Below are 24,365 nucleotides of genomic sequence, written 5' to 3'. Positions count from 1 at the left end.
CCGGTCCGTGAAGGCCTCCTTCAGAAGGAGGCCTTCACGGACATCACGGCAAGCTAGGACGTCTTCGGCGTCGCCCGCACGCCGTAGTGCATGTACTGCTCCCCGGTCGGCAGCGTGTAGAACGTGACCGGCATCCACGTCCGTGTCCCGGGCTCACGGCACAGGAAAAGCGAGTCGGTCACCGGGACCAGATCGAATTCCTGCGTCTTCTCCGTCAGGAGTTCGGCGAGCGGACCGGTGGCGGTCTGCCGCAGCCGCAGCCCGCCCCCCACCGCCAGCACGTCCATCCGCGCGCCTGCCCGTTCGTAGCCGCCCACATGCCTCGATCCGTCGACGGTGACCGGAGTGGCGGGCGGTTCGAGCGGCCGGGGCATCGCGACGTCGGCGAGTTCGGCGACGATCTCCCGGTACAGGTCGACGTACAGGTCCCGGGTGTTGCCGCCGTTGGTGAGCAGCGTGATGGCGAGCCCCTGGTCGGGCAGGAGCCGGAGGAACGCCGACTGGCCGATCGTGTTGCCGTCGTGGCCGATGACGCGCTGCCCGCTCCAGGTGTCGCGGATCCAGCCGAGGCCCCAGGAGTCGCCGAGGGAGTGCTTGTCGGGGATGTCGGTCTGCTTCTCGGCCATCGCGGTGGCCGAGTCCGTCGTCAGGATCCGTTCCCCCGCAGGGGTCAGCCCACCGGTGAGGTGCAAGCGCGCGAAGCCGAGCACGTCCTTCGCGGTGGCGGTGATCAGCCCGGCGGGCCCCATGCTTCGCGGCAGTCCCCAGACCAGTGCGGGTGCCGGGTCCTCGTCTCCGTTGGCCACGTGACCGACTGCCGCCCGGAAGAGCAACGCCTCCTCGGGCAGGGTCACGGTGTGGGTGAGACCGAGCGGGGCGAACAGTTTCTCCCGCATCGCCGCGTCCCAGGTCAGCCCGGTGAGCTTCTCGATCACCCGGCCCATGACCACGAAACCCGAGTTGCAGTAGGAGAAGGTCTCGCCGAGCGGATGGTTCTGCACGGCCTGGTCGAGGATTTCGACGTAGCGTTCGAGACAGTCGTCGCCGCGGCCGGTGTCGGTGAAGACGTCGCCGTCGATACCGCTGGTGTGCGTCAGCAGATGCCGCATGGTGACTTTCCCGGCCACGCCGGGATCGGCCAGCCGCAGTTCCGGCAGGACGTCCGCGATCGGCGCGTCCAGTTCGAGGAGACCTTCGTCGACCAGCCGCATCACCACGGTCGCGGTCCACACCTTGGAGATCGAGCCGATCTGGAACACCGAGTCGTCGGTGACCTCGACCCCGGTCTTCGTGTTCAGCACGCCGTAGGACGCGAGAACCTCGGTGTCGTCACCGATCCGGGTGATGCCGAGCGACGCACCCGGGACGCGGTGCTTGCGGGCCAGTTCGGCCAGCCGTCGCCGCCAGTGCGCGGCCTCGATCGGCACCCGTGACGGTCCGTCGGCAGGCGCCGTGTACTGCTCGACCCAGCCGAGGACACGCCGGTTGAAGTCGATCCGGTGCGACGGCGGCCCGTCGAGGATGAACAGGTGCGACGCGTCCGGGTACAGCACCAGCCGGGACGGGACACCCCGCGCGCGCAGGGCACCGAACCACTGCTCGGCCTGGCCGACCGGGCACCGCTCGTCCTGCGCGCCCTGGATGACGAGCGTGGGCGTCTGCACCCGATCGACCTGGGCGAACGGTGAGAACCGCTCGTTGGCCTTGTCCCACGCCGGACCACCGAGTTCGCCGACGGCCAGGTAGTGCCCGGCGTCGGACGTGCCGCCCATGCTGGTCAGGTCGCTGACCACGCCACCGGCGACGGCGGCGGCGAACCGGCTGTCGCGGCTGGTCAGGTAGCAGGTCATGAAGCCGCCGTAGCTGTAACCCGCCACCGCCAGCCGGTCCGCGTCGGCGATCCCTTCGGCGACCAGGTGGTCCAGGGGCTCCAGGAAGTCGGCCGCGTCGGCGACGCCCCAGCCGCCGACGGCGGCGGTGTAGAAGTCCTCGCCGTAGCCGTCGCTGCCCCGTGGGTTGATCAGCAGGACCGCCCAGCCTCGCGCGACGAGTGCCTGGTGATAGAGATGGATCGAGTCGGCCGCGCCGTTCCAGGCGTTGTGCGGGCCGCCGTGGATGTCGAGCAGCAGCGGCGCGGCGCCGGATCGCGCCGGGTCCCGCAGCAGCCAGCCGTGGACGACGGTGCCGTCGCCGATGGTGAATTCCCGTTCCTCGTGACGGAAAAGCTCGACCTCGGCCACGGAGGCGCCGTGCTTCGTACGCACGTCGACGGCGCCGGTCGCCCGGTCGACGACGGCGACTTCGCCGAACGAATCACCGGTGGACAGGACGACCACGACCCGCCCGGCCGCGATGTCCATTCCGGACACCACGCGATCCGCGCCCGCCAGCACCGCGCGCGGGCCCTCACCGTCCACTTCGTACAGATGGGTGCAGCCGCGGTCCCGGACGCCGAACAGCACGGCGCCGTCGTCCGTCACCTGCGGCAGGGCACCCGGATAGCCGGCGCCGCCGGGCATCACGTTGCGGTCCAGGGACGCGGTCAGCTCGACCGCGTCCCCGCCGTCGAGCGGGACACGCCACAACCCGAGATGACCGACCTCGGTGTCGGCCCGGCCGACCACCAGCAGCGCGCCGCCGTCGGCGGTCCAGCCGACCGTGCCCGCCATGCCCTCGCCGGAGCCGATCAGCCGCGGCTCGGCGGTCTTCGCGGTCACGTCGAGCACGTAGGCACCGGAGCGGAAGGTCAGGTCGGCGTCGCCGTCCTGTCCGGACGAGAAGGCGAGGTGCGTGCCGTCGGGCGACCAGGCCGGATCGCCGGCGTGCCAGTCGCCGAAGGTGACCTGCCGGACTTCCCGCGTGGCGACGTCGAGGACGTGCAGATGCTTGCGGATGGTCTTGATCAGCCCGGCGCCGTCGGCCTTGAAGTCCAGCCGGTCGGCCACCACCGGGGCGTTCGGCGCGGATTCGCCGCCCGCCAGGTCGACCGCGGCCGAGAAGGCGATCTTGCCGCCGTCCGGGCTCCAGACCGGGGCGCCCGCCCCGAGCGGGAGTTCGGTGATCTGTTCGGCCTCCCCGCCCGACGACGGCAGGAACCACACCTGCGGCGGCCCGTCCTCGGCCCGGAGGAACGCGATCCGAGTGCCGTCCGGTGCCCATTTCGGTGCCATGTCGGCGGTTCCGCGGGTGAGCGGCCGGGCTTCGCCGGTGGTCGCGCCGACCTCCCAGAGCGTGCTCACGTTCCGGTCCTCGTCACGGTCCGCGGTGCGCAGGACGTAGACGATCCGGTCACCGTCCGGGGACAGCGAAGGCCGGCTGGGGACGGCGATGTCGTACAGGTCGTCGAGACCGAGACGTCGGGTCATGATGCGTTTGCTCCTCTGGGGATCGTGAGCTCGTTGTCGCTGAAGTGGCAGGCCGCCGAGTGACGCCGGTGTGCCGCGTCTTCCGCGGGATCCGCCTGGAGGCAGAGTTCGCGGTCGGCGCGCACGAGCGGGCCGACCGGGCAGCGCGGGTGGTAACGGCATCCGGCGGGCGGGTGGTGCGGGTCGGCGGGCTCGGCGTCGGCGGTCACCGCGTCCGAGCCGGTGCCGAGCAGCGAGGTGGTCGCCGACGGCGCCGCGGCGAGCAGGTCACGCGTGTACGGATGCCGCGGGTCGGTGAGCACCTGTTCGGCCGGGCCGACCTCGACGATCCGGCCGAGGTACATCACGGCGACGATGTCGCTGAGGTAGCGGATCACCGCGAGGTTGTGCGAGATGAACAGCATCGACAGGCCCAGCCGCCGTTGCACGGACCGGACGAGGTTGAGCACCGCGCCCTGCACCGAGACGTCGAGCGCGGAGGTGATCTCGTCCGCGATCAGCACCTCGGGCCGCCCGGCCAGTGCGCGGGCGAGCGCCACCCGTTGCCGCTGGCCGCCGGAAAGCCGCCCTGGCAGATGCCCTGCGCGTTCGGGATCGAGGTTGACCAGTTCCAGCAGCCGGGCGACCTCGTCCCGGCGTGCCGCGCGGCCGGGGAGGACGCCGCGCGGGATCGCTTCGGTGATGGATTCCCCGATGCTCATCCGGGGGTCCAAAGAGGAATACGGATCCTGGAACACCATCTGCAACGGCGGGCGGCGGGGCAGTCGGTGGACGTCCACGCCACCCAGCAGGACCCGTCCGGCGCTGATCGGCGAGAGCCCGACGGCGGCGCGGGCCAGCGTCGACTTCCCCGAACCCGATTCACCGACCAGCCCCACGACCTGTCCGGAAGGGACGGTCAGCCCGACCCGGTCGACGGCGGTGAGCCCGCGCCTGCCGCCGTAGCGGACGCTCACCGCGTCGAAGACGAGATCGCTCACTCCGCACCTCCGGCGGTCACGGTTTCCTTGACAGGATGGGAAAGCGGCGCCGGATACCAGCAAGCGACGCGGTGCCCGGGTTCCACGCGCTCCAGCGCCGGATCTTCGAGACGGCATCGATCGGTCACCGCCGGGCACCGGTCGGCGAAAGCGCAGCCGGTGGGCACCCGATCCGGTTCCGGCGGGCGGCCGGGGATCACCGCGAGCGGCGCGTCGCGGTCGGTCTCGAGGTCGAGTGTCGCGGCCAGCAAGGCCCGCGTGTAGTGATGCCGCGGTGTCCCGGCGGTCGGCAGGTCCTCCACCACCCTGCCCGCGTACATGACCAGCATCCGTTCGCACGTCTGCGAAACGACCGCGATGTCGTGGCTGATCAGGATGATCGCGGTGTCCCGTTCGGCCCTGGTCCGCGCCAGCAGGCGCAGCAGCTGCCGCTGCACGGTGACGTCCAGCGCCGTGGTCGGCTCGTCGGCGATGATGAGCTTCGGGTCGCCCATCAGGCCCATGCCGATCATCGCGCGCTGCCGCATCCCGCCGGAGAACTCGTGCGGATACTGCCGCGCGCGCCGTTCGGCGGCGGGGATCCGCACCGCGCGCAACCGGTCCACGGCCCGTTCGAGGGCCTTGGCCCGCGGGAGTCCCTGGTGCTGCTCGGCGACTTCGGCCAATTGGCGGCCGATCCGCCTGGTCGGGTTGAACGAGGTCATCGGATCCTGGAACACCATCGCCAGCGACGTCCCGAGCAGCCCGCGCAACTCCCGTTCCGGCGTCGTCAGCAACGGTTTCCCGGCGAATTCGAGTTTGTCCGCGGTGACCACGGCCGGTGCTTCGACCAGCCGCGACACCGCCAGCCCGGTCAGGCTCTTCCCCGAGCCCGACTCGCCGACGACACCGATCGCCTCACCTGCGCGGACGGTAAAACCCACCCCGCGCACCGGAACGGTCCAGCCCGCCGGGTTCGGGAACGCGACCTGGAGGTTCTCCACGACCAGCACGGCGTCGTCGGGGGTCTCGGCGGCGTCTTCCCTGGCCGGCACGACCGGCCGCGGTGCGAGCTTGCGCAGCCCGGTGCGCACACCGATCACCCCGGCGACGGTCTCCCCCACCAGATTGAAGGCGAGCCCCGCGAGGACGACCGCGACACCGGGCGCCAGCGCCGCCGCCGGGTTGACGTAGATGCCGTTGAGTCCTTCACCGAGGATCCGTCCCCAGTCGTATTCGGGGGCCTGCACACCGATGCCGAGGAAGGACAAACCGGCGAAGGCGAGCAGTGCCCCGCCCGCGCCGATGGTCGCGTTGACCACCAGCGGTTCGCCGATATTGGGCAGGATGTGCCGGAACAGCAACCGGATCCGGCCGACGCCGGAGATCCTGGCCGCCGCGACGAAATCCCGTCCCGCCACCGAAGCGGCCATCGTCTGCGCCAGCCGCGCGAACGCCGGGGCCAGCGCGAAACCGACCGCCAGCACCGCGCCCTGCGTTCCGACGCCGAAGATGACGGAGAAGAACAACACCAGCAGCAGACCGGGGAAGGCGACCGCGATGTTGACCGCCGCGATGACCAGCCGGCCGAGCGGACGCGGCAGCACCGAGGGCAGCGTGCCGAGCACGAGCCCGGTCGCGACCCCGATCACGGTGGCGAGCAGCGCCAGCACGATCGACAGCCTGGTCGCCACCAGCACGCGGTAGAGGATGTCGCGGCCGAGGTCGTCGGTGCCCAGCCAGTGCGCCGCCGACGGTCCCTGGCCGATCGCGTTCGTGTCGATCTCGAAAGCCTTGTCCTGCCACAGGATCGGGGCCAGCACCGCGAGCACGATCACCAGCGCCAGCAGGGCGGCCGAGCACGCGCCCAGCGGTGTGCGCAGCGCCCCGAGCCATTTCGCTCCGCGCGGATTCGCCATCTCAGTTCTCCCGGATCGTCGAACGCGGATCGAGAACGGCCAGCAGCACGTCCACCGTCAGGTTCACCAGCAGCACACCGATGCCGTAGACGAGCACGATTCCCTGGACCTGCGGGTAGTCCTTCTGGAGGATCGACTGCGCGATGGTCGACCCGAGCCCCGGCCAGGCGAACACGTTCTCCACCAGCACGGTCCCGGCCACCATCCCGGTCAGCATCAGCCCGCCCATGGTGAGGGTCGCGGTCACCGCGTTGGGCAACGCGTGCCGCAGGTACACCAGCCGCGCGGGCAACCGTTTCGCCCGCGCCGTACGGATGAAGTCGTTGCCCAGCACGGAAAGCGTCTCCACCCGGACGATGCGGGCGAGTACCGACGCCGGACCGAGCGCCAGCGCGATCACCGGGAGCACGAGCGCGCCCTGCCCCTCGCTGCCCGCCACCGGGAACCAGCCCAGCTGGACCGCGAAGAACGCCACCAGCGCCACCGCGACCAGGAATTCCGGGATCGCGGCCAGCAGGACCGTCGTCGAGGTGAACGCCAGTTCCCCGCCCCGACGACGGCCGCCGCGGGTCAGCACGGCGAACAGCAGGCCCAGCGGGATCGCGACCACGATGACCACCACGAAGGCGGGCAACGCCAGCTCCAGGGTCGCGGGAAGCCGGTCGCCGATGACGTCCGCGACCGGCACCCCGGTGGTCATCGACGTTCCCCAGTCACCCGAGAAGAGACCGGCGAGATAGTCGGCATACTGCTTCCACAGCGGGTCGTCGAGGCCGAGCGCGGCCCGCCGGGCGTTCACCAGCTCGGCGGGCGCGGTCAGCCCGAGCGCCGCGCGGACCGGGTCGCCGGGGATCAGCTGGATCATCAGGAACGCCGTGGTGACCAGCACCCACAGCGAGACCGCGAACCGGCAGAGGCGGCGGATCCCGAACGACAGCCAAGGACTGCTCCTCGGGCCGGCCGTCGCGACGGCGCTCGTCATCAGGAGTACATCCGGATCGACGACGGCAGGACCTGGCCCTGGTTCATCTCGAACCGCGCGCCGTTCGCGAAGGTCGGGATGGTCGAGTTCACGAACGGCACCACGTCGACCCGTTCGAACAGCGCGGATTCGGCGGCCAGCCAGTCCGCGCACCCGGATTCGTCCGCCTGCGCCGACGCCTTGCCCACGAGCTCGGTGTACCGGGGATTCTCGATATGCGCGAAATTCGTGCCCTCCGGCGGTTTCGCGCCGGAGACGAACGGAACGGCCTGACTGGGCAGGACGAAGCCCACCGGTGCCAGCGACACCTCCCACTCACCGGTGCCGAACAGCACCTGGCTGGTGCCGGGACCGTCGACGGCCTTGATCGTGGCGTCGACCCCGATGTTCTTCCACGACTGCAGGATCAGCTCCGCGGCCGAGACCATCGTCGGCCCGACCTGGGTGCCGTAGACGACGGTGAGCGTGAGCCGTTTGCCGTTCTTGGCCCGTACTCCGTCCGGGCCGGGCGTCCACCCCGCGGCGTCGAGCCCGGACTTCGCGGCGGCGACGTCGAAGGCGGGCAGCTTGCCGTTGATCGAATCACCGGGACACGCCAAGGGTTCTCCGGTGACGAGTCCCTTGGCGGGCTGCCCGTTGCCGGTGGTGAGCACCTTGCCGATCTGGCCGAGATCGAGCGCCTGGGTCAGCGCGCGGCGCACCGCCTGGTCCTGACCGGGCCTGCCGGGTGCCTGGTTGAAGAAGATCTCGCCCATCGGCACGACGATGTCGGCGTGGAACAGCTTCTGCGACCGCAACCGCTGCTGATCCTGTCCGGTCACCTGCGCCGCGCCGAGTTCCCCGGACAGCAGCAGGTTCGCCGTCGTCGTCATGTTCGGCACGACCCGGAAGACCACTTTTTCGGGCAGTCCCTGCTGTTCGCTCTTCCAGTCACCGGGGCCCCAGGTGTAGTCCTTGCGCCGGGTGAGGGTGTAGTGGTCGTTCGGCACGATCTCGGTCATGGTGAACATGCCGGTGCCGTGCTGTCCCTTCGCGACGGCCGCCCGGTCCGCCATTCCCTTGGCGCAGACGATCGGCACGGCCGCCACGTTGCGCAGCAGGAACGAATCCGGTGCCCCGCTGGTGACCGTGACGGTCCTGGCGGCGTCGTCGGCGACCGCCTTCGTCCCCGCTTTGACACTGACGCCGGTCAGCGGGGACTTGGTCGCCGGATCGCCGACGTGGTTGATGTTCGCGGCCACGTCCCGCGCGGTCAGCGGTGATCCGTCCGCACATTTCACCCCGTCGCGCAGGGTGAAGTTCGCCGTGGTCGTCGTGGCCTCCCACTTCTGCGCCAGCCCCGCCACCGGCTTGCCCGCGGCATCGAGGTGGATCAGGCCGTCGTAGAGGAACCGGCCGATCTGCCTGGCGATCGACAGCACGGTGACGGCCGGGTCGAGCGTCCCCGGATCGGTCGAAAGGCCCATCGTGAAGGTCTTGCCGTCGGTCAGTTTCTGGTTCGCGGTCCGGTCCTCCCCGGATTGCGACGTCCCCCCGCACGCGCTCACGGTCAAGGCCACCACGCCCGCCATGGCGGCGGTGAGCCGAGCTGTCTTCATGCGGTTCTCCTACGGTTCGACGGGAAGTGCGCGAAGGTGGTCCACGGCAAGGCGCGCCGCCGTGCCGATCGAGGCGTCGACCGCGGGCAGGCGGTCGGCGAGGGATTCCGCGCGGGTGAACACCGCGACGGCGTACCGGCGACCGTCCACATCGGACACGACGCCCGCTTCGTTGCGGACGGCGGGAAGCGTCCCGGTCTTGGCCGCGACCGCCACCCCGGCGGGGAAGCCGGACGACATCCGGTGCGGCCAGATCTGCTGCGCCATGATCTTCCGCACGCGTTCGCAAGCGGCCGGGTCGCCCGCGCGGTCGGTCCAGATCGCGTCCAGCAGCGCGGTGATCTCCCGCGGGGTCGACGCCGTCGTGCGTTCCGGATCGAGCACCGACAGCTTCCACAGCTGTTCGGGTGTGGCGGCGGCGAAGACGGCTTCCAGGTCTTCGTCCGGCTTCCCGCCGAGGTCGGCGATCACCGAGGCGAAGAGGTCCTCGCAACAGCCGATCAACCGCGTCCTGGTGAGCCCGAGATCGGCGAGCACCCGGTCGACGGCCTCCTGCCCGATCCGGCGGTAGACGAGGTCGGTCGCGGCGTTGTCACTCATCGTCAGCATGAAATGGGCCAGGTCGCGCCAGCTCATCTCGACGTCGTCCGCGCAGCCCGCGGTGCCGATCCCCCCGATGCGGTACCGGGCGATGACCCGCGTCCGCTCGGTCTCGTCCAGCCGCCCGGCCACCACTTCCCTGGCGTAGGCGAGGGCGACCGGGATCTTGAACACCGACGCGAGCACGACCGGATCGTCCGCGCCCACGGCGACTTCGGGACCATCGGAGACGCCGACCTCCCGCGCGTGCACGAGTCCCCGCGCCCCGGCGGCCGCGAAGACCGCCTCGATCTCGTCGGCGATCCGGCTCACCGGCTCACCCGCCGGTCGGCGCGCCCGGTGTGGAGGTACAGCGCCCGGCCGTCGCCGTCGTCGCCGACGAACGCGTGCGGCAGGTGCAGGCCGGGCATCGTCTTGTAGGCCGCGACGAGCGTGTCGTTCTTGTAGGCCAGCAACTCCGTCTTTTCGGCTTCCCCGCCCGTAGCGGCCATGATCCCCTTCGGAACACGCTCGATCCACAGCTTGCCGTCGTCGTCCAGGCTGACCACGGTGTCGGCCACCCGCGACGAGTACTCGCCGACGTATTTGGACGGGTCGGCCGGCGCCGCCGCCGCGTTCGGCTCCGGCAGGGCGGGGACCTCGACGTCGGCGAGCTCGCCCAGCACCTTCCGGAAGATGTCCGCGTACAGGTGGAGCGGCTGACCGCCGTTGGTCAGCAGGGCGACCGCGACGTTGCGGCCCGGGACCACCCGCAGGAAGGCCGACTGGCCGATGGTTCCGCCGTCGTGGCCGATCACCGGGCCGCCCGGCCAGTCGAAGAGCATCCAGCCCAAACCCCACGCCCCGCCCATCAGGCCGAGGTCGGGCAGCTCGACCTGGCGCTCCCACATCGAGCGCACCGTTTCCGGACGGAGCACCTGGGTGCCGTCGTCCGCCCGGCCCTCGGACAGATGCATCCGCGCGAAGGTGAGCAGATCGCGCGGGCGCATCGCGAGCGTCGATCCGGCAGGCGCGTTCGACCGGGCCAGCGCCCAGACCCCGGCGGGCCGCGGTTCCTCCTCCGGTGACGGCGCGAGGTGCCCGATCGCGGCGCGGTACCGGATCGCGTCGTACGGCCCGGCGGCCGCGTGCGTCAGTCCCAGCGGGGCGAAGAGATGGTCACGCAGGCAGTCGTCGTAGGACTTGCCCCGCAGCACCTCGATGACACGGCCGAGCACGCAGTAGGCGGCGTTGTTGTAGGAGAACATCTCCCCCGGCTGGAACAGCTGGGGCACGTCCGACAGTGTCGCGACGAGCTTCTCCACGCAGTCGTCGCCCACCCCGGTGTCGGTGAAGATGTCGCCTTCGAAACCGGACGTGTGGCAGGTCAGCTGCCGGACGGTGATCCGCGACGCCGCGTCGTCGTCGGCGAGGACGAACTCCGGCAGGTAGTTCCGGACCGGCTTGTCGAGGTCGAGGAGGCCTTCGTCGACGAGCTGCATCGCCAGCGTCGTCGTCCACACCTTGGTGATCGAGCCGATCTGGAACACCGAATCCACAGTGGACTCGACACCGGTGTCCTTGTTCAGCACACCCGCCGCGTGATCGATCACCTCGCCGCCGGCGAGGACGGCGACGGCCGCGCCGGGAACGCCGTGCCGGTCCAGCAGGGCGGATAGGTTCTCTTCCAACCAGGCGTCGATTTCGGAAAGTTTCGCCATGTTCCACCTCGTGTCCGGGAGAGCGTCGGCCGCAGTTCCCGGGATGCTATGCCGGTGACCGGCGTCACCGATTCGTGCGGAACGACGAGAGCGACGGAAAAGTTCATCCGGGCCTACGAATCGCCCGGTTCCGCCCTCCTGGATTCTGAGCCGTCCCGCGTACCCGGCCGGCGCACCGACCGCTCGTCCGATCGGACCAAGCCCGGCCCCGCGATTCGTGTCAAGCGACGAATCGTTATCCACCAACCGGATACCGGCTCTTTCCGTTCCTTTCCCTTGCGACGAAAGGAATTCCGCGCGGCCTGCCACCGGAAAATGTGGTGATTGTGTTGTGGCGACCGAAATACCGGCTCTACCCTTCTTCCGGTCGGGAAATGGCGAGGGGATGACGTGGATTTCCGGGTCCTGGGACCGGTTCGGCTGCACGCGCACGGGCAGGCGATCGCCGTCGGCGAGCCGCGACGGCAGGCTGTGCTCGCCGTGCTGCTGCTCGAAGCGGGCCACACCGTCGGCGTCGACCTGCTGATCGACCGAGTCTGGGGCGAGTCGCCACCCAACCAGGTGCGCCGTTCCCTCCAGGCCCACATCACCCGGATCCGGCGTGCCCTCGAACAGGCCGATCCCGGCGGCGCGCGGGTGGTCCGCGATCCCGGCGGATACCGCCTCGTCGTCCGGCCGGAGCAGGTCGACGTCTTCCGGTTCCGGCGCGCTCTCCGCGATCACCCCACCGACGTCACCAGGCTGAGCGCGGCACTCGAACTCTGGGAAGGCGAGCCGCTGGCCGGGTTGCGCGGCGACTGGGCGGACCGCATCCGCCGGACCCTGCACCAGGAACACGCGGCGGCGGTCCTCGCGTGGGCCGAGGCCAAGATCCGTGACGGCGACGCGGCTTCGACGCTCACCCGCCTGACCGAACTCACCGACGAGCATCCGCTGCAGGAGACGGCCGCGGCGACGCTGATGCGGGCGTTGTACGCGGTGGGCCGCGGCACCGACGCGCTCATCCACTACGAACGGGTTCTCCGCGCACTGCGTGAAGAACTCGGCGTGGGCCCGGGGCCGGAACTCACCGCCGTGCACGAGGCCGTCCTGCGCCACGACCTGCCGTCGCCCGGTGCGGCGTCCGCGCCGGTACCCGCCCAGCTGCCCGCGGACGTCGCGGCGTTCACCGGCCGGGCGGACGTGCTGGCCGAACTGGACCGGTTCGCCGTCGGCACCGGCGAGGAGCCGGTTCTGGTCTGCCTCACCGGTACGGCCGGGGCGGGGAAGACCGCGACCGCCGTGCACTGGGGTCACCGGATGCGGGACCTGTTCCCGGACGGGCAGCTGTATCTGGATCTGTGCGGCTATGCCCCCGGCGAGCCGATGCGATCGTCCGACGCGCTGGCCGCGCTCCTGTCCGCGCTGCTGCCGGAAGGCGTCAGGATCCCGCTCGGCGAGGCGGAACGCGCCGCGCGGTTCCGCACCGAGGTGGCGGGCCGCCGGATGCTGGTCATGCTCGACAACGCGGCGACACCGGAGCAGATCCGGCCGCTGCTTCCGGGCACGCACACCTGTGTCGTGGTGGTCACCAGCCGTGACTCCCTGGCCGGTCTGGTCGCGTTGCACGGCGCGCACCGGATCGCCGTCGACCGGTTGTCGGCGGCCGACGCCGTCGAACTGCTCCGGCGGCTGATCGGCGACCGGGTCGGCGCCGAGCCCGAGACCACCGCGGAACTGGCCGAACGCTGCGTACGGCTGCCACTGACGTTGCGCCTGGCGGCCGAACTCGCCGTGTCCCAGCCCGCCACTCCTTTGTCCCGGCTGGTCGGCGAGCTACGGGCGGCACAGCAGACGCTGGAACTGCTCAGTTCCGGCGGTGACCAGCGGGCCGCGGTGCGGGCGGTGTTCTCGTGGTCGCTGCGGCAGCTCCACGAAGCCGCCGTCGACGCCTTCGCCCTCCTCGGCAGGCATCCGGCACCCGTGTTCGACTCGTACGCCTTGGCGGCATTGACCGGATGTTCCCTCGACCAGGCCCAGGTCCGGCTGGACGCCCTCGTCCGCGCGCATCTGGTCCATCCCGCGGGCTCCGACCGCTACGGCATGCACGACCTGTTGAAGGCGTACGCCGCGGAGCTCACAAGCGTTCGCGACGAGCCCGTGGCACTGGACCGGGTCTACGGCTACTACCTCGCCACCGTCGCGGCGGCGATGGATCGTCTCTACCCCGCCGAAGCGGTTCGCCGTCCCGCGGTCGCCTCACCGGAGAGTGCGATACCCCCGCTTCTCGACGCCGACAGCGCGCGGGACTGGCTGGACGCCGAACTGCCGACCCTCCAGGCGCTGGCCGCGCACGCGACGGCGCACGGTCTGCCCCGGCACACCGTGACGCTGTCCGCGCTGCTGTTCCGCTACCTCGACGGCAGGCACGAGACGACGGCGCTGGCCGTCCACGGACAGGCCAGGAAGGCAGCCCGTGCCCTCGGCGACCGCGACGCCGAAGCGGACGCGCTGGTCGCCCTCGGCGGCCTGCACATGCAGGCGGGCAGGGCCGCGCCCGCCGCCTCGGACATGTGGGCGGCGTATGCCCTGTTCGACGCCGCCGGGAGCCCGCTCGGCCAGGCGCGGGCACTGGGGAACATCGGGATGATCGAGGAGAGCGCCGGACACTACCTGGCCGCGGCCGGCTACTACACCCGTGCGCTGGCGCTGTTCCGCCGGCTCGGCGACGTGACCGGGCAGGCCCATCAGCTCACCCGGCTCGGCACCGTCGAGGCCCGGATCGATCGCGATGGGGAGAGCCAGGAGCACCTCCGGCAGGCGTTGGCACTGCATCGGGAGGCAGGCCACCGATTCGGGGAGGCCTGGGTGAAGATCGGGCTCGGGGAACTCGCCGCGAACAAGGGCGGACCGGCCGCCTCCTGCCGGCTGCACGCCGAGGCCGCGGCCTTGTTCGCCAGGCTCGGCCACCGGGGCAGCGAGGCCTGGGCCCTCGACGGGCTCGGCAGGGCCGAGGCGCTGGACGGACGGCCGATCGACGCGGCGGCCCACCATCGGCAGGCGCTCGACCTGTTCCGGCGGCACGGCGGCCGCGACGGCGAGTCGTGGGCCCTCAACGGACTCGGCGAAGCCTGCCTGGCCTGCGGCTACCCGGACACGGCGAGCGTGAACCATGCCGAAGCGCTCGCCGTCGCGACCCGGTACGGCTGCCATGAGCAGGTCGCCCGCGCCCATCGGGGGCTCGCCAGGGTCGCCTCCGATCCGGAAACCGTGCGCGACCACTACGAACGCGCGATCGCGCTCTACGCCGAACTCGGCGTTCCCGCCGCGGAGGACACCAAAGCGGAACTCGCGGAGTCATCCCTGTCCTAAAAGGACGGTAGGCTGCGATTGATAACCGCTGTTTATCAATAGAGCCGAATCAAGTCTTTGTCTTCGATGATTCCGCTTCGTACCGTGAACGGATCGGCGACAGAGGCAACGGAGGGAGGCGTCTCATGGAACTTCGTCACCTGCGCTACTTCGTCACCGTCGCCGAGACCTGCCACTTCGGCCGGGCGGCCGAGCGGCTGCACGTCGCGCAGCCCGCGCTCTCGCACACCATCCGCCAGCTGGAGGACGAACTCGGAGTCGTCCTGCTGGCTCGGACGACGCGCCAGGTCCGCGTGACACCGGCGGGCGAGTTCTTCCTGGCCGAAGCCCGGCGCGTCCTCGCGGGGCTGGACGTGGGAGTACGCGGCGTCCGCCGGATCGGCGAGGGCAAGCGGGGCCTGCTCCGGGTCGGGTTCACCGGCACCGCGGCGTTCTCCCATCTGCCGCGGCTGGCCAGGGCGCTCGCCCAGCGGGTGCCGGACGTCGAGCTGGAGATCCGCGCCGATCTCCTCACCGCCGAGCAGTGCGAACGCCTGCGGACGGGGACGCTGGGAATCGGCGTGCTCCGCCCGCCGGTCACCGGGGACGACATCGGCTTCCGGGTGATCGAGAGCGAACCGCTGGTCCTCGCCGTCCCCGCCGACCACCGGCTGGCCGCCGAACCCGTCGTCGCCATGGCGGAGATGCGGTCCGAACCGCTCGTGACCTACGACCGGCGCAACTCCGTCGTGTACGACGCCGTCGCTCGCAGCTGCAGGGAGGCGGGGCTGACGCCTCCTCAGCTGCACGAGGCCAGCGGGACCGCGGTCCTGCTGGCGCTGGTCGCCGGTGGACTGGGAGTCGGCGTGGTACCCGCCTCGGCCCGGGCCCTGCCGCTGGCCGGTGTCGTGTTCCGCGACCTCGCCGGAGCGGCGACCGTGGAGCTGGCGCTGGCGTGGCACCGCGAGACCCGGTCCCCGCTCGTCACGACCGTCCTCGACGTGCTCGAAGACGTCTTCCCTACCACCGAAAGCACCTGATGAAGATCACGCGAGTCGAGGCGATCCCGTTCGCCATCCCGTACCGGAAGCCGCTGAAGTTCGCTTCGGGCGAGGTGCACGTCGCCGAGCACGTCCTCGTGCGGGTGCACGCCGACAACGGCGTCGTCGGCGTGGCCGAGGCGCCTCCGCGGCCGTTCACCTACGGCGAGACCCAGGCGGGGATCGTCGCGGTGATCGACTCCCTGTTCGCCCCGCAGGTGGTCGGCCTCAGCCTGCTCGACCGCGAAACGGTGCACACCCGGCTCGCCCGCACAGTCGGCAACCCGGCCGCGAAATCCGCCATCGACATGGCCGTCTGGGACGCGCTCGGCCGCAGCCTCGACGTGTCGGTGACCGAACTGCTCGGCGGCTACACCGACCGCATGCGTGTGTCCCACATGCTCGGCTTCGACGAGCCGTCCGCGATGGTCGCCGAGGCCGAGCGGATGCGGGAGACCCACGGCATCACCACCTTCAAGGTCAAGGTCGGCCGCCGGCCGGCGTCGCTCGACACCGCCGTCGTGCGCGCCCTGCGGGAGCATTTCGGCGACGCCGTCGACCTCTACGTCGATGGCAACCGCGGCTGGACCGCCGCCGAGTCGGCCCGCGCGATGCGGGAGATGGCCGACCTCGGCCTGCTGTTCGCCGAGGAACTGTGCCCGGCCGACGACGTCCTCGGCAGGCGCTGGCTCGTACGGCAGCTCGACGTGCCGTTCATCGCCGACGAATCCGCGGTGACGCCCGCCGACGTGACCCGCGAGATTCTCGGTGGCTCCGCGACCGCGATCAGCATCAAGACCGCCCGCACCGGCTTCACCCGCTCGCAGCGCACCCATCACCTCGCCGAAGGGCTCGGCCTGGAAGTCGTGATGGGCAACCAGATCGACGGCCAGCTCGGCTCACTGTGCACGGTCGCCTTCGGCTCGGCCTACGAGCTGACGTCCCGCCGCCCCGGCGAACTCTCGAACTTCCTCGACATGAGCGATGACCTGCTCACCGAGCCGCTGCGCGTCATCGACGGCGAACTCACCGTCCGCCCCGGCGCCGGCCTCGGTGCCGAAATCGATCCGGAGAAGCTCCGGCGCTACCGCCAGGACCACTGACGCCCACCACGAATCAAGGAGGATTCATGACCGCCATCCACGAGTCGGCCACCGCGGCCGCGTCCGGCGCCAACGCGACCGAACGGTTCAAGAGCGACAAGTTCGCCGGCGTCGCCGGAACGCCCAAAGAGCGGGTCAGCCTGCTGGCCCGTGAGGTGCTGGAAGCCGTGCACGGCACGATCCGCAAGCACAAGGTCACCTACGACGAGTACAACGCGCTCAAGTCGTGGCTGATCGGCGTCGGCGAGGACGGCGAATGGCCGCTGTTCCTCGATGTCTGGGTGGAACACGTCGTCGAAGAGGTCGCCACCGAACACCGCGAGGGCAACAAGGGCACCATCGAGGGGCCGTACTACGTGCCCGGCGCGCCCGAGCAGGGCGCTCGCGGTGCGGTCCCGATGCGGGACGACGAGCCCGGTACGCCGCTCGTCTGGACCGGCCGGGTCACCTCCACCGACGGCACGGCGCTGAGCGGGGCGAAGGTCGAGGTGTGGCACGCCGACGCGGACGGCTTCTATTCCCAGTTCGCGCCGGGCATTCCGGAGTGGAACCTGCGCGCGAGCTTCACCGCCGACGCCGACGGCGGGTTCGAGATCCACACCGTGCGCCCGGCGCCGTACCAGATCCCGACCGACGGCTCCTGCGGCAAGCTCATCGCCGCGGCGGGCTGGCACGCGTGGCGTCCGGCGCATCTGCACGTCAAGGTCTCGGCCCCGGGGCACGAGCTGCTCACGGCCCAGCTGTACTTCCCCGGCGACGAGCACAACGACGATGACATCGCCTCCGCGGTCAAACCGGAACTGGTGCTGGACCCGCGCCCGTCAGGCGAGGGCGAGACCATCGAGTACGGCTTCGTCCTCGACCCCGAACGTCCCTGATCAGTGTCCCTTTTGGAGTGACCGATGCTCTACCACGTGCGCATGGACGTTCGCCTGCCGCCGGACCTCGATCCGGCGGAGCGGACCGACCTCATCACGCGCGAAAAGGCGTACAGCCAAAGGCTTCAGCGTGAAGGAAAGTGGCCGCAGCTGTGGCGGATCGCGGGCGAGTACGCGAACTTCTCGATCCTCGACGTCGCCGACCACGACGAGCTGCACACGCTGCTGTCCGGCCTGCCGCTTTTCCCGTACATGGACATCTCGGTCACGCCGCTGGCGACGCATCCGTCCAAGGTCGGTCTCTGAGGATCAGTCGGCTCTCTTCGCGAAGAGGGGACCCTTCGAAACGATCATCCCGATGCCGAAGCCCAGCACCGAAATCCCGAACATGATGAGGATGAAGCCGCCGATCTTCGCCTCGGCGTCGGTGTCCGGGCTGCGTGACGACTTCGAAGAACGGGAGACCACGGCGCCCGGATCGGCGATCGCGTCGACCCCGACGTAGAACAACGCGATCGCGGCGAGGATCAGGAAGATGCCGCCGGCGATGCGCTTGCCGGTCCGGCGCGGTGGAGCGGCGCCTTGGCTGTCCTCAGTGGAGTTGGACTCTGACATGGGCAGCAAGATATCAGCGGCCGCCGACGAACGTGAGGTGAGAACGGCGACGCAGGCGGAACCCCGACGCGAGGGCCACCGTGCCGAGCAGGAGCACGAAGGCCGCCACGCCGTGCGCGACACCTCGGGTCAGGTAGCCGATGTCCGTGTGGTCGATGGCGTAGGTGCCGATCTCCCGGCTCGACCAGAACGGCAGCAACCGCGCGATCAGGCTCGACGGATCGGCCATCATCTGGAGACCGACGACCGCCAGCAGCACGAGCGTGCCTTCGAGTTCCCTGGGCAGCACCGCACTGAGCAAGAGCCCGAACGGCGCCGACACGGCGACCGTCAGCACCATGACCAAGGCGACCGAGCCGTACCGGACGTCGTGCTGGTCGACGAGGATCAGCACGAAGTACGGCGCGGACAACAGGAATCCGACCGTCCACAGTGCACTCAAACGGCCGAGGTACAGGTCGCGGGAGCGGTAACCGGAAAGCCGCAGCCGAGGCTCCATGGCACGGCTCGCGCTGCCCGCGAACAGCGCGGCGGTGCTCAACGCCCAGCCGAGGCCGAGGCAGACGAACCGGATCGACTGTCCGAGGTGGTCACCACGCCTGCTCAAGTAGAACACCAGCGGCAGCAGCAGGAGGATCAGCAGGACCGACCGGCGGCGCAACAGTTCGCGCAGCGACATCTCGGCGACCGTCAGGATCTTCTTCACGCGACAGCCTTCCTGGCCGGGGAGAGTTCGAGCACGGTGTCGACGCGGTCCAGCTGGTTCAGCAGGTGGGTCACCACCACGATCGCCTTGCCCGCCTCGCGCCATTGCCAGACCTGATGCCAGAAGTCGAGGTACGTGCCCTTGTCGAAACCCTGGTAGGGCTCGTCGAGCAACAGCACGTCCGGGTCGCCGAGCCCGGCGAGCACGAGGTTCAGTTTCTGCCTGGTCCCACCGGAAAGGTGCCGGGCCTGCGTGCCGCGTCCGGGCGCCCAGTCCAGCGCCGCGGCACGGGCGGCGCCGATCCGTGCCGACTCTTGGCGGTCCATCCCGCGGCCGGCGCCGATCAGCACGAAATGCTCACCCGCGTCGAGGAAATCCGCCGTGCCGCCGTCCTGCGGGCAGTAGCCGAGGGAACCGCGCACGCGGACCTCGCCCGTGTCCGGACCGGTGATCCCGGCGCAGATACTCAGGAACGTGCTCTTGCCACAGCCGTTCGCCCCGATCACCGCGGCGATCTCACCCGAGCGCACCACGAGGTCGACGCCGTCCAGCACCGGCCGCCGACCGTATTTCTTCGTGATACCCCTGGCTTCCAGCAATACGTCGCCCGGACGACGCCGGGGACGTCCCACACTGTCGGCCACGGCCGAGGCGTACGCGGCGGGCGGCCCGAAGACCCGCACCGGGTCTCCGCCGCTTTCCCGCAGATGCACGGCCGCCTCGGCGACCACCTGCCGCGCCGCGTCCCCGCCGACGCCCCGGCGACGCAGTTCGTGCGTCAGCGCGGAAAGCCATCCGTCGTGGCTCATCTTCCCTCCCGCAAGATCGAGGCCACCCCGGCGGAGAACTCCCGCCAGTCGGAGGTGGCGTGCCGCAGTGTTTCCCGGCCTTCCGCGGTGATCCGGTAGTACTTGCGGGCGGGCCCGGCCGTCCCTTCCCGCCAGCTCGCGGTGACCAGGCCGAACCGCTGCAACCGCAGCAGCACCGGATACAGCGTGCCGCCCTGGATGGGGCCCAGCCCGGCGGCGTCGAGCGACTGGGCCAGCTCGTAGCCGTAGGACTCGCGCTCGGCGACCAGCGCCAGCACGCACGGCGCCAGCACTCCCCTCAACCACTGGCCGCGCCGGTCCTGATCCACGCGGAGGAATGTAGCAGTCCTACCTAGGTAGCGCTACGACCTAGTCTCCCTCTGTGCTTGAAGGCGCATCACGCGTGCTTGAAGGCGTAACTCGCGTGATTGAAGGCGGATCACCCGGAATCACGCGAGTTACGCCTCTGATCACGCGAGTTACGCCTCCAGTCACGCGAGTTACGGGAATCGGTGCCGCCGGCCGCGGGCTACTCCTGGGACTCGGCGAGCAGTTTCAGGGCGAGCGCCTTGAGTTCCGGGCTCGCCTTCGCGGCGTCGCCCGAGTCGAACGGCGGCCGTGGGTCGTATTCGACGGCGAGCTGGATACCACGGGCGGTCCGCTCGTCTGCGAGCAAGGACGCGAGATAGAGCGCGAGGTCGATACCGGCGGACACCCCCGCCGCGGTGACGACCTTGCCGACCTGGACGTACCGGTCGGCCACGTAGCGGACACCGAAGGTCTTCTCCAGATAGTCCGCCGAGGCCCAGTACGTCGTCGCCCGGTCGCGGAGCAGCCCTGCCGCGCCGAGGATCAGGCTTCCCGTGCACACCGACGTGGTCCAGGTCGTGTGCCGGTGGATACGCCGGATCCATGCGAGCAGGACCGGGTTCTCCATGGCGGCGATCGTGCCGCGGTTGCCCGCTCCCGGGACCAGCAGCACGTCCAGACGGTTCACCTCGGCCACCGAACGTTCCGCCAGCAGCGCGACGTCCCGGGTGTCCGTGCGCACCGGGCCCCGGTGCTCGGCGATCATCGTCACCGTCGCGCCGGGAAGCCGGGACAACACCTCGGCCGGACCTGTCGGATCCAGCAGGCTGAAGCCGTCGTAGAGCAGGATGCCGATCTTCAGGCCCGGGGTCTCCGCCTGGGCCGTGCCGGTGCCGAGGCCGAACGCCGCGGCCGCCGCGGCACCGGCCAGTACTGTCCTGCGTGTGGTCTTCGCACTGTTCATGCCGCGAATTCTGGGGTGGTCAGCGGACGATCGGGCGTGGCATGTCCGGCATCCTGCGAAGCTTGTCCCCGGACAGCCCGTAGTGCTCACGGAACGCCGTGCGCAGGGTTTCCGCCGAGGCGAACCCGCATTGCCGGGCGACCGCGGCGAGCGGTAACGCGGTCGACCGCACCAGGTGGGCCGCCGCTTCGGTCCGCGCCGTCCGCACGGTCCTGGCCGGGGTGCTGCCCAAATGGGCGGTGAACAAGCGGGTGAGGTGCCGGGTGGTGACCCCGGCACGCGCCGCCAGCGCCGGCGGGCTCAGGTCTTCGGTGAGATGCGCGGCGATGTAGCCCAGCAGATCCAGCACGACCCGGTTGCTCGGCGGCGGAGCGGCCAGGAACGTGCTGATCTGCGCCTGGTCGGCCGGGCGGTGCAGATAGGTCACCAGTTCACGGGCGACCTCGCGGGCCAGCGTCGGACCGTGGTCGTCCTCGATCAGCGCGAGCGTGAGATCCAGCGCGCTGATGACCCCGGCCGAGGTGAAGACGTTCCCGTCACGGATGTAGAGCGGGGCGGGATCCACCGTCAGGGCGGGAAAGCTCGCGGCGAGCAGCTCGCTGTATCCCCAATGCGTGGTGACCCGCCGGTCGTCGAGCAATCCGGCGGCCGCCAGCACGAAGGTGCCCGTGCACACCGAGGCGACCCGACGGCTTCGTTCGGCCAGCCGCCGCACCTGCGTCAGCAGCCGCTCGTCCTTGGCCGCCGCTTCCGTTCCCGCGCCGCCGACCACGAGCATCGTGTCCATCCGCCCGGAAACTTCGGCCAGCCGCCGGACACCGGCGAGCAGGATCCCCGACGAACTCCGCGTCGTCCGCCCGTGCACCGTGGCCAGTTCGACGGCGTAGGGCGGCACGGCGCCGTGCGAGTTCGCGATCTCCATCGCCCCGCTGGGACAGGCGACATCGAGTATCTGCGCGTCGTCGAAGGCGACGATCACCACCCGGCGCACCGATTCCCTTCCAGTCCCCACAAGGAGAACCTACCCGCCGGACGCCTGTTCCGGCGACGGACTCGGGCGGCGCATTCTCCTGAACTGCCTTCTCCGCCGTGAATTCCCCAGTCACGGACGGACGATCCCTATGCTGGACGGCACGTCGTGGAAGTCGTCGGCGCCGTTTTGTGACCACAGTGGACACTCGGCCCCCGGCACGCGCCACAGTCAGAACAGGAGAACCCCATGAGCGCCACCCGTGTTCCCCGCCCTCGCCGGGCGGGGTCCGTGCACTGGCCGGTCGTCGTCCTCTGTTTCCTGGCGATTCTCCTGGACGGCTTCGACACCGCGGCGCTCTCGCTGGCGATCCCCACGATGGCGGCCGAATGGGGGGTCACGCCCGCCGCGTTCACCCTCGCCGTCGTGCTGACCAACATCGGTGTGGTGTTCGGCTATCTGTCGGCGGGTTTCCTCGGCGCACGCGTACCGGGACGGCGGCTGCTGATCGGTGCCGTCCTGCTCTTCGGAGTGGCCACCGTGGCCACGGCGGCCACCCTGCACCTGGAGTCGACCGTGCTGCTTTCGGTGACCCGCCTGGTCACCGGCGTCGGGCTCGGCGTGGTGGTGCCCGCCGGTGTCGGCCTCGCCACGAAACACAGCGCCGAGAATCGCCGGGAGCAGGTCTCCATCGCGGTGGCCCTCGGTCTCGGGGCGGGCGCGGGACTGGGCGGGCTCCTCGGCGGGCGCCTGCTGAACTTCGTGGGCAGCGACGGCGTCTTCTACGTCGCGGGGATCGTCCCGCTGATCTTCGCGGCCGCGCTGGCCTGGCTCCTGCCCGCCGAAGGGACCGCCGTCCCGGCGACGGCCGGCGCCAAGAACGACGCGAAGATCGGCAGGCTCTTCGAACCCGGTCTGCGCCTGCCCACCACCCTGATCTGGGCCTTCTCGTTCCTCGTCTTCATCACCTCCTACGTCCTGATCTCGTGGATCCCCACCCTGCTCACCGGCTACGGCTTCTCGCCGTCCAAGGCTCCGATCGGGCTCGCGTTCCTCACCCTCGGCGGGATCGTCGGCGGCCTGGTGTTGCTGCCGCTCGCCGGACGCCTGGGGATCGCCCGCGCGCTGATCCTGATGCCCACCATCGGCGGGGTGTTCATGATCATCGTGGCGAAGGCGCCCCTCGGCGACACCGCGTTGCTCCTGTGCCTCGCCGGCGTGGGCGTCGGCGTGGTGTCGGCCCAGATCGGCCAGCTGGCCCTCGCGGTGGCGACCTATCCGCCGGGTCCCCGGACCACCGGCGTCGGCTGGGCGGCCGCGCTGGGGCGGCTCGGTTCGATCGTCGGACCGGGGATCGCCGGGATCCTCATCGGGCAGGCACTGGCGACGCGCGACATCGTCGTGGCGGCCACGGTGCCGCTCCTCTTCGCGGTCGTGTGCGCGTTCCTCCTGTCGCGGGTGAAGGCGAAAGCACGCGTCGTACCCATCGAGGAGACCCCGCTGGTGCTGGAAAAGACGCGGTAGGGCTCAGTCGGCCGTGAGGATCTCGGCCAGCCGAAGAGTGTCTCGGAGATAGCGCTCGTAAGGAAAGCCGGCCGCGATGAGCCCTTCGCGCAACTCGTCATAAAGCGGCTTTCCCGCGGCATGGAAGGCTTTCCGGCCGAGATCGGTGAGCCGGACCAGCCGGCGCCGCGCGTGTTCGGGGTCGACGGTGATGCGCACCAGCCCGTCCGCTTCGAGTGGCCGCAGGGCCCGGCTGATCGCCGGGTCGGAGACCGACAGCGCCTGAGCGAGCCGGTGCTGCGTCGTCGGCTCGATGTCCTCGAGCGTGCCCAGAAGCCGCATCTGGCTGTACGTCAAACCGTCGAGGTCGTCAGCGCGCCGCCGGGCCGCTTCGCCCATCAGCATGACCACCCGGTGCAGCAAATCCGCGAGTCCGTCGTCCACGATCTCACCTTACCAGAGTGTTGACGAGTTAATATTAACTAGGTAAGACTGAAGACATGGACACCTTCTCCTTTCTCGCCCAATCCGCCTTCCCGCTGGTCTGGATCGTCGTGCCCGCCGTCGGAGCCTCCCTCCGGGCACGCCACGCGACGTCATCCGAGGAACGACTCGAAATCTGGCAGCGCTGGTGGGCCATCGGCGCCTTCGGCTGCGGCAGCCTGTGGATGACGGTCGCTTTCCTCGCCTTCCCGGACGTCATGGCCACGGCGATCGGCTTCGAGCGGACGCCGTTCATGTTCGAGATCGCCTTCGCGAACCTCGCGCTGGCCGTGTTGGGCTTCCGGGCCGCCTCGGCGTCCGCGCGCGAACGCCTCACCATCGGCATCGCCGGCGGGATGTTCCTCTGGGGAGCCGCGATCGGCCACGTCTACCAGTGGTTCGCGGGCGGTGACCACTCCCCCGGCAACACCGGCGGCGTCCTCGTCACCGACATCCTGATCCCGGCGGTCATGATCATCCTGGCCCTGCGGTCCCGGCGACTCGCGCCCGTCCCGGCAATCGCCGCCTGAGC

At 70.4% G+C, this 24,365-nt stretch carries 21 protein-coding genes; 7 read left to right on the top strand and 14 right to left on the bottom strand.

The genetic code is table 11. The features are described 5' to 3' along the window. Window positions 1-53: 53 nt before the first annotated feature. The 7 genes from DMH01_RS33350 to DMH01_RS33320 are packed head-to-tail and all read right to left on the bottom strand — an operon-like array spanning window position 54 to window position 11,123. The gene (locus DMH01_RS33350) at window positions 54-3,365 is read right to left on the bottom strand and encodes a serine hydrolase (protein WP_125681871.1); all 3,312 of its coding nucleotides are present in this window, start codon (window positions 3,363-3,365) and stop codon (window positions 54-56) included. Continuing rightward, the gene (locus DMH01_RS33345; RefSeq protein WP_125681869.1) at window positions 3,362-4,345 is read right to left on the bottom strand and encodes an ABC transporter ATP-binding protein; all 984 of its coding nucleotides are present in this window, start codon (window positions 4,343-4,345) and stop codon (window positions 3,362-3,364) included. The genes DMH01_RS33350 and DMH01_RS33345 overlap by 4 nt, the downstream gene beginning before the upstream one ends. Further along, window positions 4,342-6,243, bottom strand: coding sequence for a dipeptide/oligopeptide/nickel ABC transporter permease/ATP-binding protein (locus DMH01_RS33340; protein WP_125681867.1), 1,902 nt, complete (start codon window positions 6,241-6,243; stop codon window positions 4,342-4,344). Before DMH01_RS33340 ends, DMH01_RS33345 begins: the two co-directional genes overlap by 4 nt. A gap of 1 nt (window position 6,244) precedes the next feature. After that, window positions 6,245-7,225 (bottom strand): ABC transporter permease, encoded by a 981-nt coding sequence (locus DMH01_RS33335; protein WP_125681865.1) that lies wholly within the window; start codon window positions 7,223-7,225, stop codon window positions 6,245-6,247. Beyond that, the gene (locus DMH01_RS33330) at window positions 7,225-8,823 is read right to left on the bottom strand and encodes an ABC transporter substrate-binding protein (protein ID WP_125681863.1); all 1,599 of its coding nucleotides are present in this window, start codon (window positions 8,821-8,823) and stop codon (window positions 7,225-7,227) included. Before DMH01_RS33330 ends, DMH01_RS33335 begins: the two co-directional genes overlap by 1 nt. Window positions 8,824-8,832: 9 nt before the next feature. Then, complete coding sequence (locus DMH01_RS33325; RefSeq protein ID WP_125681861.1) at window positions 8,833-9,735, bottom strand: serine hydrolase; 903 nt, start codon at window positions 9,733-9,735, stop codon at window positions 8,833-8,835. Further along, window positions 9,732-11,123, bottom strand: a complete 1,392-nt coding sequence (locus DMH01_RS33320) for a serine hydrolase (protein WP_125681859.1) — start codon at window positions 11,121-11,123, stop codon at window positions 9,732-9,734. Before DMH01_RS33320 ends, DMH01_RS33325 begins: the two co-directional genes overlap by 4 nt. A gap of 390 nt (window positions 11,124-11,513) precedes the next feature. Here DMH01_RS33320 and DMH01_RS33315 point away from each other — a divergent pair, with 390 nt between their 5' ends. The 5 genes from DMH01_RS33315 to catC all read left to right on the top strand — a co-directional run bounded on the left by DMH01_RS33315 (window position 11,514) and on the right by catC (window position 17,780). Continuing rightward, complete coding sequence (locus DMH01_RS33315; protein WP_125681857.1) at window positions 11,514-14,474, top strand: BTAD domain-containing putative transcriptional regulator; 2,961 nt, start codon at window positions 11,514-11,516, stop codon at window positions 14,472-14,474. Window positions 14,475-14,599: 125 nt separating this feature from the next. Then, window positions 14,600-15,493, top strand: coding sequence for a LysR substrate-binding domain-containing protein (locus DMH01_RS33310; protein ID WP_125681855.1), 894 nt, complete (start codon window positions 14,600-14,602; stop codon window positions 15,491-15,493). Beyond that, entirely contained in the window at window positions 15,493-16,596 is a 1,104-nt protein-coding gene (locus tag DMH01_RS33305; RefSeq protein WP_125681853.1) for a mandelate racemase/muconate lactonizing enzyme family protein, read from the top strand. Before DMH01_RS33310 ends, DMH01_RS33305 begins: the two co-directional genes overlap by 1 nt. A 26-nt stretch (window positions 16,597-16,622) precedes the next feature. Then, on the top strand, window positions 16,623-17,474 hold the full coding sequence (gene catA, locus DMH01_RS33300; RefSeq protein WP_125681851.1) for a catechol 1,2-dioxygenase: 852 nt from the start codon (window positions 16,623-16,625) through the stop codon (window positions 17,472-17,474). Between the two features lie 24 nt (window positions 17,475-17,498). Further along, window positions 17,499-17,780: a muconolactone Delta-isomerase gene (gene catC, locus DMH01_RS33295; RefSeq protein WP_125681849.1), complete on the top strand. Its 282-nt coding sequence runs from the start codon at window positions 17,499-17,501 to the stop codon at window positions 17,778-17,780. A 3-nt stretch (window positions 17,781-17,783) separates the two neighbouring features. Here the strand turns inward: catC and DMH01_RS33290 are convergent, their stop codons facing one another. The 6 genes from DMH01_RS33290 to DMH01_RS33265 form a co-directional block, all read right to left on the bottom strand. Continuing rightward, complete coding sequence (locus tag DMH01_RS33290; protein ID WP_125681847.1) at window positions 17,784-18,089, bottom strand: hypothetical protein; 306 nt, start codon at window positions 18,087-18,089, stop codon at window positions 17,784-17,786. Between the two features lie 13 nt (window positions 18,090-18,102). Further along, window positions 18,103-18,795, bottom strand: coding sequence for a hypothetical protein (locus DMH01_RS33285; protein ID WP_125681845.1), 693 nt, complete (start codon window positions 18,793-18,795; stop codon window positions 18,103-18,105). After that, window positions 18,792-19,604, bottom strand: coding sequence for an ATP-binding cassette domain-containing protein (locus DMH01_RS33280; protein WP_125681844.1), 813 nt, complete (start codon window positions 19,602-19,604; stop codon window positions 18,792-18,794). Before DMH01_RS33280 ends, DMH01_RS33285 begins: the two co-directional genes overlap by 4 nt. Beyond that, the gene (locus DMH01_RS33275; RefSeq protein ID WP_125681842.1) at window positions 19,601-19,933 is read right to left on the bottom strand and encodes a PadR family transcriptional regulator; all 333 of its coding nucleotides are present in this window, start codon (window positions 19,931-19,933) and stop codon (window positions 19,601-19,603) included. Before DMH01_RS33275 ends, DMH01_RS33280 begins: the two co-directional genes overlap by 4 nt. A 200-nt stretch (window positions 19,934-20,133) precedes the next feature. Next, the gene (locus DMH01_RS33270) at window positions 20,134-20,877 is read right to left on the bottom strand and encodes a DJ-1/PfpI family protein (RefSeq protein WP_125681839.1); all 744 of its coding nucleotides are present in this window, start codon (window positions 20,875-20,877) and stop codon (window positions 20,134-20,136) included. 19 nt (window positions 20,878-20,896) lie between these two features. Next, entirely contained in the window at window positions 20,897-21,859 is a 963-nt protein-coding gene (locus DMH01_RS33265; RefSeq protein ID WP_125682463.1) for a GlxA family transcriptional regulator, read from the bottom strand. A gap of 237 nt (window positions 21,860-22,096) precedes the next feature. On the opposite strand from DMH01_RS33265, the gene DMH01_RS33260 reads away from it, so the two are divergent. After that, complete coding sequence (locus tag DMH01_RS33260; protein WP_125681837.1) at window positions 22,097-23,371, top strand: MFS transporter; 1,275 nt, start codon at window positions 22,097-22,099, stop codon at window positions 23,369-23,371. Between the two features lie 3 nt (window positions 23,372-23,374). On the opposite strand, the gene DMH01_RS33255 is transcribed toward DMH01_RS33260, so the two are convergent. Further along, a complete protein-coding gene (locus DMH01_RS33255; protein ID WP_125681835.1) occupies window positions 23,375-23,794 on the bottom strand; it encodes a MarR family winged helix-turn-helix transcriptional regulator in 420 nt (139 codons plus the stop codon). A 56-nt stretch (window positions 23,795-23,850) separates the two neighbouring features. Here DMH01_RS33255 and DMH01_RS33250 point away from each other — a divergent pair, with 56 nt between their 5' ends. Further along, window positions 23,851-24,363: a DUF6790 family protein gene (locus DMH01_RS33250; protein WP_125681830.1), complete on the top strand. Its 513-nt coding sequence runs from the start codon at window positions 23,851-23,853 to the stop codon at window positions 24,361-24,363. Window positions 24,364-24,365 lie beyond the last annotated feature (2 nt).

Source organism: Amycolatopsis sp. WAC 04182 (assembly GCF_003947465.1).
GTDB lineage: Bacteria > Actinomycetota > Actinomycetes > Mycobacteriales > Pseudonocardiaceae > Amycolatopsis.
Note: the sequence above shows the minus strand (reverse complement) of the source record. Positions and strands in the feature narration are given on the sequence as shown.